Origin of the sequence: Bacillus cereus group sp. BfR-BA-01330 (assembly GCF_022663885.1) — a bacterium.
Classification (GTDB): Bacteria; Bacillota; Bacilli; order Bacillales; family Bacillaceae_G; genus Bacillus_A; species Bacillus_A cereus.
Genome location: NZ_JAKUGK010000003.1, coordinates 52,601 through 65,334 on the forward strand (window position 1 = coordinate 52,601; position 12,734 = coordinate 65,334).

Consider the following 12,734-nt stretch of genomic DNA (forward strand, 5'->3'; position numbering starts at 1 on the left):
ATGTTTTTAGGTTTAAACAATAAAACATAATAAAGTTGTTTTTTTAGATTGCTGAGGAAGGAGGAAGTATAAATGAGGATGAAGAGTCGAAAAACTGATTGGCCTGTATTTATTATTAGTGGTGGTTCACTTTTATTATTTGTAATTGCAGTTTTTTTGAACAAGGATTATGTAGAGAGTGCGATTAATAAAAGTTTCGCTTTTTCAATTAAATATTTCGGTGCCTTCTGGCAAGTTTTATTATTAGGTACATTTATTGTTGCGATGTGTATGGCTTTCTCCAAATATGGGAGAGTTAAGCTTGGGGGATTAGAAAAACCTGAGATTAGTACGGCAAAATGGCTTGCTATTATTATGTCTACATTACTTGCTGGAGGTGGCGTTTTTTGGGCAGCAGCAGAGCCAATGTATCATTTGATGACGGTGCCACCAATACATGATGGTATATCTGCTGGAACGAAAGAAGCAGTCATGCCTGCTTTAGCACAAAGTTATATGCATTGGGGATTTTTAGCATGGACGATTTTAGGTACAATTAGTGCGGTAGTTATGATGTATGGACATTATCATAAAGATATGCCGCTAAAACCTCGAACACTTTTATATCCTATTTTTGGGGAAAAATTAAGAAAGAGCCTGCTTGGAACGATAATTGATGCAGCTGCAATTATTGCAGTAGCTGCAGGTACAATTGGCCCAATTGGATTTTTAGGTTTACAAGCAAGTTATGGATTACAAGAATTATTTGGAATTTCTGATGTGTTTACTACTCAATTAGCAATTATTGTTTGTGTGGTGGCCGTGTCTACCATATCGGCAGTAACAGGTATTGATAAAGGGATTCAAATTATAAGTAATTTAAATGTTAGATTAGCAATTGTATTAATGGCATTCATATTACTATTTGGGCCAGGTGGATTTATTATTGATTCGTTTGTTTCTTCGTTTGGATTTTATGTAAATGAGTTTATACCGATGAGCACATACCGTGGTGATACAAGTTGGTTAGGATCTTGGACAATCTTTTTCTGGGGATGGTTTATTGGATACGGACCAATGATGGCAATTTTAGTGAGTCGAATTTCAAGAGGGAGAACGATTCGAGAAATCATCGTTGCAATTGGAATTATCGCACCTATTATTACAACGTTTTGGTTTACTATATTAGGTGGATCAGGCGTGTTTTATGAGTTGATGAATCCTGGGTCTATCTCGGACGCATTAAGTGAATCTGGTATGCCGGCAGCTATGATTGCAATTACAGGACAATTGCCACTTTCTAATATTATTGGACCAGCATTTCTTTTATTAACAATTTTATTTGTAGTGACAACAGGAGATTCAATGGCGTATTCCATTTCCATGGCAGTGACTGGAGACGGAGATCCTAGAATTAGTTTGCGAATTTTTTGGTCGCTTATTATGGGCGCAGTTGCAGCAATTCTTTTATATATGGGTGAAGGAAGTATTAATGCGCTACAATCGTTTATCGTGGTGACGGCAGTTCCGGTATCAATTTTGTTATTCCCAATGCTATGGTTAGCACCTAAAGTTGCGGGAGAATTAGCATTAAAACAAGGTATTGTAAAAGAAGAAGATAAAACTGCATTCTTATTTCAGAAGGCTAGTAAATCAAAATAAATAAAAACGTAAAAGAGGAAGCATCTTAAATGAGATGCCTCCTCTTTTACGTTTAATCTAATACTTTTCCCTTTGTTTCTGGTACACATAGTAGCATTGTAATTAACCCGATTGGGTAGATGATAAAAATCAAGGACAATGCTCCAAGTAGGTTGCCACCTGTAGCGAGTAAGCCAATAATAACAGGCCCAAATCCAGCTAACCCACGTCCTGTACCGAAAATAAAGTTTTCAGCGGTAGAGCGAGCTTCAGCAGGATAGTTTTCAGCTAAAATTGCCCCAAATCCTCCCATCATTCCATTTGCAAAGAATCCAAGCAATGCACTTCCCCATAATAATAATGTTGAATCTGTGAATAAGAAGAAGTAAATGAGACAGTATACTGTACCGCCAATATAATAGATTGCAAAAGTTTTACGGCGACCAATTTTATCAGCTAGAATACCAAAGATTGCAATTCCAATTAGCATACCGATGGTAGAAATGAACATCCAGCCACTTGCTTTTGCTAATGTATAGTTATATTTATTTGCTAAAATAGTGGGCATCCATGTGAAGATTCCGTAATATCCGAAGTTTTGGATAAACGACATAATAATGAGACCGATTGTTGTAATTGTTACTTTTTTATTGGCAAATAACTTTCGAAGTGGGAATTTTTTTATATGTTTTAGTTGTTCTGCTTCAGTAGTTGTTAATTTACCTGTAGCTTCTTTTTGCAACAGTTCCTTTTTGTAGCGTTGTTTTTGCTCCCATATTTTCGGTTCACTTAAACTTTTACGGACATAGACAGCTAGTAAAGCTGGAATTAATCCAAATAAGAAAACGGCTCTCCATCCAAAGTGCGGGACAATAAATGCTGGAAGGAGTGAAGCAACCAGTACACCAAATTGCCATCCAAGTGCAACAACAGATGTCGCTTTAGCGCGCATTTCTTTAGACCATGTTTCTGTTACAATGGCCATTCCGATTCCGAATTCACCACCAACACCCATTCCAACTAAAAAGCGCAGAATTAATAATTGCCAGTAGTCTGTTGCGAAATAAATGAGTGCGGTTGCTAGTGAAAACAGTAAGATTGTGAAGGCCATTGTACGAATACGGCCAAATAAATCAGCAATAAATCCAAATAAATAAGAACCAATTAACATCCCTATTGTGGTAGCTAATGTTAAGTTTCCACCTTCAACAGGACTTAAGTGAAACTCTTTTAAAATATAGACAAGTACGAAAGATAATAGCAACATATCTAAACCTTCTGCTGCATATCCTAGCGCAGAACCAAATAATGTTTTATATCTTTTCGCTTTCGTCTCCTCTGTTATTTGTTGTACATCAGTAGTGACGTTCATTATTACTCCTCCTTATTTTCTACAGTCGCTATGGAAGAATAACAAAAGGCCTTCTCACCTGATATGATGAGAAGGTCAAAAAAGCATACGTATCCCCCAAAAAGAACATACGTATATTATATTCCGACTTCCTTCTCAACCTCACGGGGTTGGGTTAAAGGACTGTATTATATTACTTTATTTTTAGCACTCTTCTATTGTATTGTCAAATAAAGAGGAAGTTATTATGTGTAAAATATTTCAAAAAATATTTCGTTCTTCTTGACGCCGACTTCATTATTTTCCCATAATAAAACTAACTAAATAAAAAGGAATGAATCAAAGATGCTAAATTTAGTACTCATGATGATTGAACGAGTCGGACTTATAGTTATTTTAGGATTTTTACTCTCTCATATTAAAACTTTCAGACGCCTCCTTCATAAACAGGATGGCTATGTAGATAAGCTGAAGCTTATTTGTATTTTTTCGGTATTTACAATTGTAAGCAATTACACTGGGATTGAAATAGCAGGAAATACGATTATGAATGAAAACTGGTTACAAGGTGTTTCTTCGTCAAGTACAATTGCGAATACGCGTATTATGGGTGTCGGTATTAGCGGCTTACTTGGTGGCCCTATCGTAGGGGTTGGAGTAGGATTTATTGCTGGTATTCATCGTTATATGCTTGGTGGTACGACAGCGCTAAGTTGTGCAATCTCTTCAATTTTAGCAGGCGTTATAACTGGTTATATCGGATACATTTTTAAAAAATATAACCGTACAATTACCCCTAAGTTTTCAGCGATTTTAAGTGTTTTTATCGTTTCTTTAGAAATGATTATGATCCTATTAATTATAGAGGATGGAATGAGCATTGTGAAAACAATAGCGATACCAATGATTCTTGTAAATAGTTTTGGAAGTTTTATTTTACTTTCTATGATACAAGCTATTTTGCGTCAGGAGGAGAATGCAAAGGCACTGCAGACTCATAAAGTATTACGTATTGCAGATAAAACGTTACCGTATTTCCGCCAAGGCTTAACAGAAGAATCATGTAAGCATGTGGCACAAATTATTCACCGTTTTACAGGAACAGATGCGGTATCCTTAACAGATACAGAGAAAATATTAGCTCATGTTGGATTAGCATCAGATCACCATATTCCTTCACATAGTTTAATAACCGGTTTGTCGAAAGAAGTGTTAAACACAGGGAAAATAATGAAAGCGAAATCACGTGAGGTTATTAATTGTCAACATGAAGGCTGCCCTTTGCAAGCGGCGATTGTAATTCCACTAACTTCGCATGGAAATACGATAGGGACATTAAAACTCTATTTCAAAAATCCTAACCAGTTAAGTCGTGTGGAAGAGGAATTAGCAGAAGGGTTAGCAAAAATATTCTCCACGCAGTTAGAGTTAGGAGAAGCTGAGTTGCAAAGTAAATTACTTCAAGATGCGGAGATAAAAGCATTACAAGCGCAAATTAACCCGCACTTTTTATTTAATGCGATTAATACAGTATCAGCTTTATGCCGAACAGATGTAGAAAAAGCAAGGAAGTTATTATTACAGCTTAGCGTATATTTCCGTTGTAATTTGCAAGGGGCACGTCAGTTATTGATTCCACTAGAACAAGAATTAAACCATGTACAGGCATACTTATCCCTAGAACAAGCAAGGTTCCCAAATAAGTATGAGGTAAAGATGTATATTGAAGATGAGCTAAAGACAACTTTAGTACCACCATTTGTTCTTCAACTATTGGTTGAAAATGCATTGCGACATGCTTTTCCGAAGAAGCAACCAGTATGCGAAGTGGAAGTGCATGTTTTTGAAAAAGAGGGTATGGTTCACTTTGAAGTAAAAGATAATGGACAGGGAATTGAGGAAGAACGTTTAGAACAATTAGGAAAGATGGTAGTTTCGTCAAAGAAAGGGACTGGAACAGCTTTATATAATATTAATGAACGTCTTATTGGATTATTTGGAAAAGAAACGATGCTTCATATCGAAAGTGAATTAAATGAGGGGACAGAGATTACTTTTGTTATTCCAAAAAAAGTAGGGGAGGAAGAGCAGATTGTTAAAAGTACTAGTAGTTGACGATGAAATGTTAGCACGTGATGAACTAAAGTATTTATTAGAGAGAACGAAAGAAGTTGAGATAATTGGTGAGGCTGATTGTGTGGAAGACGCATTAGAAGAACTAATGCAAAGTAGACCAGATATTGTGTTTTTAGATATTCAATTATCCGATGATAACGGATTTGAAATCGCGAATATATTAAAGAAGATGAAAAATCCACCTGCAATTGTATTTGCTACTGCCTATGATCAATATGCGCTGCAAGCATTTGAAGTAGATGCGTTAGACTACATTTTAAAACCATTTGATGAAGAGCGTATTGTGCAGACATTAAAGAAGTATAAAAAACAAAAACAAGCGCAAATAGAAACGAAGCACGAAATAAAGGGGACAGATGTAACAGCAGAGATGCATAAATTAGCATTACCAATTGAAGAATCAATCGTACTTGTTAATATTGAAGATATTATATATGTAGGGCTTGTAGATGGGAAAGTAACAGTAAAAACAATGAGGGAAACGTATGTAACACATGATACACTTGTAATTTTAGAGAGGAAGTTACCACAAGCAAGCTTCATGCGCGTACACCGTAGCTTTATTGCGAATATTAATCATATTACTGAAATTCAGCCATGGTTTAATTCTACTTATAATTTAATCATGAAAGAAGGATCGAAAGTACCTGTTAGCCGTACATATGCAAAAGAACTCAAGAAGCTGCTTCGTATTTAAGAAGCAGCTTTTGTATTTCATCCTTTTATATTTGTAACTGATTCTGTATATTTGACGTTCTGTTATGTAAACGCTTACTTATACGTTTTTATCCTATACAATAAAGGTACCAAATCGAAAGAGGTGGCCAAAATGAGTACGAAAAAAGTATATAGTTTCTTATCACAAGCATTCATATTCTCAGCTATTATGTTAATTTCTAATATTATTGCAACATATTTACCAATTCCAATGCCTTCATCGGTAATCGGGTTAGTTATTTTATTTAGTCTATTATGTTTAAAAGTTATTAAATTGGAGCAAGTTGAATCACTCGGAACAGCTTTAACAGGTATTATTGGATTCTTATTCGTCCCATCAGGTATTTCAGTTATTAATTCTCTTGGTGTAATGGGGCAATACTTTGTACAAATTTTAACTGTAATTGTTGTAGCAACAGTTATTTTACTCGCTGTAACAGGGTTATTTGCACAATTTATTTTAGGAAAAGATGAAAAAGAAACAGAAGATACAAAAGAATTGAAAGTAGTAAATAAAGGACGCAAGCACGGAAAGGTTGCGTAACCATTGCATTTATATATTGTTAGGAGGTAATGAACATGGCAAGCACAATGACTCCATATTTCGGAATCGTCGTTTCATTAATCGCATACGGAATCGGAACATTATTATTCAAGCATTCAAAAGGGTTCTTCCTATTTACGCCATTATTCGTAGCGATGGTATTAGGGATTGTCTTTCTAAAGGTAGGTAACTTTACTTTTGAAGAATATAATACTGGCGGAAAAATGATTAGTTTCTTCTTAGAGCCAGCAACCATTGCATTTGCTATCCCACTCTATAAACAAGTTGATAAGTTGAAAAAATATTGGTGGCAAATTTTATCAGCTATCGTGGTTGGATCTATTTGCTCAGTAATTGTCGTGTTCATTGTTGCAAAAGCAATCGGTTTAGATACAGCAGTAATGAATTCAATGCTACCACAAGCAGCAACAACAGCAATTGCGTTACCAATTTCAGAAAGTATTGGTGGTATTCCAGCAATTACATCGTTTGCAGTTATTTTCAACGCAGTTATCGTATACGCATTAGGAGCATTATTCTTAAAAACATTTAGAGTGAAACATCCGATTGCAAAAGGTTTAGCACTTGGAACAGCGGGTCATGCATTAGGAGTTGCGGTAGGAATTGAAATGGGTGAGGTAGAGGCAGCAATGGCAAGTATTGCTGTAACGGTAGTTGGGGTTGTAACAGTAGTTGTCATCCCAATGTTCATACCATTCATTGGATAGTAAAACTTACTTAAAAAACAAGAAAAGCAAGCTATTTGTAGGACAGATTTCTACTGATAGCTTGCTTTTTATGTTACAGTAGTGGTAAGACCTATTTAAAAAAATGTAAGTTTCCTTAAATCTTCATTAATACTATGTAGAATACGTTTTGAATTAGGTCATTGTATTGTAAAATAAGAAGTAAGCTACTGTATACCTGTTAAGGTAGGCATATAATGAGTTTATAAAAATCTTAATATGAATGAATAATTAAAAGTAGAAAAGAGAGAGAAATCTACTTAGTAACGTTTTAGTTTATAGGACAGGAGAGAGTATTCGTCGATTATGCAAATAAAAAACCTGTTTCAAAGTAAAGGATTTCAGAGGTTACTCGTATTAGTAATACTTGCTCTCGTGTTATACGGGCTGCAAAGTATGTTGAATTTAATATTAATTACGTTTATTCTCACGTATTTAATGGATCGATTCCAAAAGTTTATTTCCCGCAAATTAGATCATTTCATGCCTATTAATCGAAAAATTATTATAGCATTTCTATATGTAATGTTAATTGGTGGAATTGCTATTACGCTATTTAAATATTTACCAGTATTGACGATACAAATTTCACAACTGATTTACCAATTCAATGTATTTTTAAGAAACCCACCAGATAGTGAACTAATTAAGTATGCAGTTAATGCTGTCAATCATATGGAGCTTTCTAAATATGTAGGACAAGGCGTAGACATTTTGTATAAATCGATTACGAATGTTGGTAAATTTGGCCTTCAGGTTTTACTTTCTTTAATTTTGAGTTTGTTTTTCTTATTAGAAAAATCTCGTATTGTTGGTTTTACTGCAAAGTTTAAAGAAAGCAGGCTTGCAATTTTCTATACTGAAATTGAGTACTTCGGAAAGAAATTTGCACGTTCATTTGGAAAGGTAATCGAAGCACAATTTTTAATTGCTGTTGTTAACTGTGTTCTTTCAGTTATCGCATTATGGATATTAGGATTCCCGCAATTATTAGGTTTAGCATTAATGATTTTCTTGCTTGGATTAATTCCAGTAGCGGGGGTTATCATTTCGTTATTCCCACTTTGTATGATTGCTTACAATATTGGCGGTATTATGTACGTTGTTTATATTTTAGTTATCGTAACAGTGATTCATGCGCTTGAAAGTTACGTATTAAATCCGAAGTTTATGTCGCAAAAAACAAATTTACCGATTTTCTATACATTTATGGTATTAATTTTCTCAGAGCACTTCTTAGGTGTATGGGGACTGATTATCGGTATTCCAATCTTCATTTTCTTATTAGATGTTTTAGACGTGACAAGTGATGAAATGGAGAAGGATGTTGGAAAAAATAAAGTGAAGTAAGAAAAAGCATCGATGTTCGATGCTTTTTCTTTTATAACATGATGTTCCTTATGCCATACTGTAAGAAGAACATAGAATAGGGGTGAAAGAATGGCTGTAAATGAAAAGGTAGAGTTAGCTACATTTGCTGGAGGGTGTTTCTGGTGTATGGTTTCTCCATTTGAAGAGATGGAGGGCATTATACAGGTTATTTCAGGTTATACAGGCGGTCATAAAGAGGACCCAACGTATAAAGAAGTGTGCTCAGAAACAACAGGACATTATGAAGCGGTACAAATTACATTTGATGCAAATAAAATGTCGTATGAGGAATTGTTAAATATATATTGGAGACAAATTGATCCGACCGATATTGGAGGACAATTCCACGACCGCGGACAGTCTTATGAAACAGTGATTTTTTATCATAATGAAGAACAACATAAAAAAGCAGAAGCCTCAAAAGAAGAACTTGAGCAGAGTGGGCGCTTTTCAAAACCAATTGCGACAAAAATACTACCAGCAGCTACATTTTATCCAGCTGAAGAATATCACCAAGGATATCATAAGAAAAACACATTCCGCTATGAGTTATATCGTAAAGGCTCAGGACGAGATGCTTTTATTAAGCAACATTGGCCAAAGGATAATGCTCATTTAAAAGAAAAACTCAATGAGATGCAGTTTTATGTAACGCAGGAAAATGGTACAGAACCACCATTTCGAAATGAGTATTGGAACCATAAAGAGGAAGGTCTTTATGTAGACATCGTTTCAGGTGAGCCGCTATTTACTTCTCTAGACAAATTTGATAGTGGATGTGGATGGCCTAGTTTTACAAAACCAGTTATGTCAGCAAGTGTGAAAGAAAAGATGGATGTGAGTCATAATATGACACGTACAGAAGTGAGAAGTAAAGAAGGAGACTCACATCTTGGGCACGTATTTCCAGACGGTCCAGGACCAAATGGCCTTCGTTACTGTATTAATTCCGCAGCTCTTCGATTTATTCCAAAAGAGGAATTAGAGAAAGAAGGCTATGGTGATTTCCTAATCTTGTTTGGAAATAAAAAATAACCTCGCAGTTAGCGAGGTTATTTTTTGTTATTTTGTTTTTTTCTTTTTAAATTTGCTTAATACTTCATAAACGATTGGAACAATAAGAAGTGTTAATAACGTTGAACTTGTTAATCCACCAATTACCGTTACACCAAGTCCTTTAGAAATTAAGCCACTACCTTCAAATCCTAGTGCAAGCGGGATAAGAGCACCGATTGTTGCAATTGCAGTCATTAAAATTGGACGAAGGCGTGTTGCACCAGCTTCTAATAAAGCTTCACGTGTTGATAGTCCTTCATTTTCTTTATGAATAACGCGGTCGATAAGCACGATTGCGTTTGTTACAACGATACCGATTAACATAAGCGCACCAATCATTGCAGACACACTTAATGTTTCACCGGAGATTAATAAGGCAACAAGAGCTCCGATAATTGTAAATGGTAGCGAGAATAAAATTGCGAATGGTGCAAGGGCACCACCAAATGTAACGACAAGAACGAAGTATACAATGGCAATCGCAGCTAACATCGCTAAGCCAAGTTGCTTAAATGATTCTTCAATATCTTTTGTAACGCCGCCCATAGAAACATCTACGCCAGAAGGAAGATCCATTTTATCTACTTCTTTTTGAACAGCGGCAGATGCTTTTGAAACGTCATCAGATGTTAGTTTTGCACTTACTTCTGCATAAACACGGCCATCGCGGTGTTTCACTGTATTCGAAGTTTCACCTTCTTTTACAGTCATAACATCTTTCACAGCCACTTCATTACCAAGTGGCGTTGTAATTTTACGATTTGTTAAGTCATCGATTGTTTCATAATTTTGTTTTTCAGCTTCTACATATACATTGATATCTTTACCGTCTTTTTTAATTGTTGTCAGAACAGGGCGATCATGTTGATTAGAAAGTCCCATTCCAATTTGAGCAGCCGTTAAGCCCATTTTACTCAGCTTTTCTTGATCTGCGACTAAAGTGTACTCTGCATACGTTTTTGCAATACTAGAATCTATATCTTTTAAGTCTTTATTTTTCTTCATGATATTTTGAATATCTTTTACAACAGGCTTAATGTCTTCTGAGCTATCTCCGTAAACGTATAGTTTAATTTCGTTACTACCGCCACTTGCTCCGAAGTCTTGGTTTTTCCATTCGCCTTTGCCAGACATCTTCTGTAAATCTTTAACGACTTGTTCTTTCTCTTTTTCAAAGTTTTTCGTGTCGTTATCATATTGCACGAAGAACATTGCTTGGTTTGATTGACCAGGACTCATTGGGTTTTCGCCACCTAATGAGAATTGAATTGTTTTGACGTCTTTATTATTTTGGAAGTGCTTCTCAGCTTTTGTTGCAATTTTTTCAACGTCTTCTAACGTTTGACCTGGTTCAGGGTTGTATGTTGCGATAATCATTTTTTCTTCTTCAGAAGGTAAGAAACTTACACCGATAACTGGTACAAGTGCAAGACTACCAACTAATAGAAGGACAGCGATACTTGATGTAATAATTTTGTGATTTAAAGCCCATGCAAGTATGCGTTTATACCCATTTGCTAATTTACTTGGTTTTTCTTCATGATGTACTTCTTTTTCCCTCATGCTCTCTTTCTTAAATAAGGAATGAGCTAGCATCGGTACGATTGTAACTGCTACTAGTAATGATGCTAATAAAGCGAAGACGATAGTTAAGGCAAATGGTAAGAACATTTCACCAATCATACCTTTTACTAGTCCAAGTGGTAAAAATACAGCAATTGTTACGATGGTAGAAGACATAATTGGGATAAACATTTCTTTCGTAGCTTCACGAATTAAATCTTTTCCGCGCAATTTCTCTTCTGATAACGACATACGTCGGTAAATATTTTCAATAACAACAATTGAGTCATCGACAACGCGGCCTATAGCAACGGTCATTGCTCCAAGTGTCATAATGTTAAGCGTAATATCCATTTGCTTTATGACTAAAACAGCAATTAATAAAGAAAGTGGTATTGAAACGACAGAAATTAACGTTGTTCGAATATTTCGTAGGAACAGCATAATAATAACAATCGCAAAGATAGCACCGAAAATTGCTTTGCTCAGCATTGTTTCAACTGATTTTTCAATAGGTGCACCTTGGTCGAATGTTGAAATGATCTCTAAATCTTTATATTTTTTCTCAAGATCTTTTACTTTATCTTTTACTGCATTTACAACATCAACTGTATTTGCATCAGAGGCCTTCACAATTTGAATTCCAATTGCTTCTTTTCCATTTGTTCGAGAAATAGATTCTGCTTTCCCAACTTCTTTAATGTCAGCAATTTCGTCTAATGTAACTGTTGGAATCCCGTTCATAGCAGCTGGATTCATTTGCGGCGTTTGTGCACCAGCGCCAGCATTTTGACTACCTTGACCGTTAGGTGAGGAAGGTATAGCTGGGATTTTAAGTTCTTTTAACGCTTTAATCGTTGTAATATTGCCATCTACAACAACTGATTTTTCCGTGTCTTTAAATGTGTATAAGCCAAGTGGTAAAGATACATCCGATCCCTTAATCACATTTTTTACGGTATCTTCACTTAGTCCTAGTTCTTTCATTTTATCTTTCTTGAAGACAAGCTGTACTTCATCTACTTGTTGGCCAGCAATTTGAACAGATGCAACACCATCAAGTCCTTTTAATCCTGGTACAACATTTTTTTCTACATTTTCAGTTAAGGTAGCTAAAGATTCATTCTTACTTGCCACGCTTAACGAAATAACTGGAAAGGCATTGAAGTTTACTCGTGAAACTTTAGGATCTTTAACACCTTCTGGGAGTTTTACATTTGTGAGAGCTTCTTTAATTTCTGTTTCTGCTTTTTCCATATTTTTATCAAAATCGTATTCTACTTGGATAGAAGATGCGTTTTGAAAAGATGATGAACTCACAACGTTAACACCGCTTAAATTTTGTAGTTGTTCTTCCATCGGCTTTGAAACTTTATCAGCTACTTCTTCTGGTGTAGCACCAGGATAGACCGTAGTTACTGTCACAATCGGTGTTGTAATATCAGGGATTGTTTCCAGCTTCATATTGAGTCCAGAGTAGATCCCCGCAATAGTAACAATAATGGTTAGTAGCCAAACTGCGAACTTATTTTTTAACGAGAAATTGATGATTTTGTTCATGTTTGCGCTCCCTTTTTATTATATTGACCAACTGGTCAGTCTAATACATAATATAACTGACCGTTCGGTC

Annotated in this window: 9 protein-coding genes; 7 read left to right on the top strand and 2 right to left on the bottom strand. The window is 35.4% G+C overall.

Annotated elements, in window-relative coordinates; genetic code table 11:
- Positions 1 to 72 precede the first annotated feature (72 nt).
- The gene (locus tag MR112_RS09465; protein WP_001242442.1) at positions 73 to 1,641 is read left to right on the top strand and encodes a BCCT family transporter; all 1,569 of its coding nucleotides are present in this window, start codon (positions 73 to 75) and stop codon (positions 1,639 to 1,641) included.
- Positions 1,642 to 1,693: 52 nt separating this feature from the next.
- Here MR112_RS09465 and MR112_RS09470 read toward each other — a convergent pair whose 3' ends face one another.
- Complete coding sequence (locus tag MR112_RS09470) at positions 1,694 to 2,992, bottom strand: MFS transporter (protein WP_001103408.1); 1,299 nt, start codon at positions 2,990 to 2,992, stop codon at positions 1,694 to 1,696.
- A 324-nt stretch (positions 2,993 to 3,316) separates the two neighbouring features.
- Here MR112_RS09470 and lytS point away from each other — a divergent pair, with 324 nt between their 5' ends.
- The 6 genes from lytS to msrB all read left to right on the top strand — a co-directional run bounded on the left by lytS (position 3,317) and on the right by msrB (position 9,520).
- Positions 3,317 to 5,086, top strand: coding sequence for a two-component system sensor histidine kinase LytS (gene lytS / locus MR112_RS09475; protein WP_226368863.1), 1,770 nt, complete (start codon positions 3,317 to 3,319; stop codon positions 5,084 to 5,086).
- Positions 5,064 to 5,804 (top strand): LytR/AlgR family response regulator transcription factor, encoded by a 741-nt coding sequence (locus tag MR112_RS09480; RefSeq protein WP_075676724.1) that lies wholly within the window; start codon positions 5,064 to 5,066, stop codon positions 5,802 to 5,804. The genes lytS and MR112_RS09480 overlap by 23 nt, the downstream gene beginning before the upstream one ends.
- Positions 5,805 to 5,936: 132 nt before the next feature.
- On the top strand, positions 5,937 to 6,368 hold the full coding sequence (gene lrgA / locus MR112_RS09485; RefSeq protein WP_059304286.1) for an antiholin-like murein hydrolase modulator LrgA: 432 nt from the start codon (positions 5,937 to 5,939) through the stop codon (positions 6,366 to 6,368).
- Positions 6,369 to 6,403: 35 nt separating this feature from the next.
- A complete protein-coding gene (gene lrgB, locus MR112_RS09490) occupies positions 6,404 to 7,096 on the top strand; it encodes an antiholin-like protein LrgB (RefSeq protein WP_000168868.1) in 693 nt (230 codons plus the stop codon).
- A 324-nt stretch (positions 7,097 to 7,420) separates the two neighbouring features.
- Positions 7,421 to 8,464 (top strand): AI-2E family transporter, encoded by a 1,044-nt coding sequence (locus MR112_RS09495; protein ID WP_001166010.1) that lies wholly within the window; start codon positions 7,421 to 7,423, stop codon positions 8,462 to 8,464.
- A 90-nt stretch (positions 8,465 to 8,554) separates the two neighbouring features.
- A complete protein-coding gene (gene msrB / locus MR112_RS09500) occupies positions 8,555 to 9,520 on the top strand; it encodes a peptide-methionine (R)-S-oxide reductase MsrB (protein ID WP_000290174.1) in 966 nt (321 codons plus the stop codon).
- A 27-nt stretch (positions 9,521 to 9,547) separates the two neighbouring features.
- Here msrB and MR112_RS09505 read toward each other — a convergent pair whose 3' ends face one another.
- Entirely contained in the window at positions 9,548 to 12,664 is a 3,117-nt protein-coding gene (locus tag MR112_RS09505; protein ID WP_242244903.1) for an efflux RND transporter permease subunit, read from the bottom strand.
- Between the last annotated feature and the right edge of the window lie 70 nt (positions 12,665 to 12,734).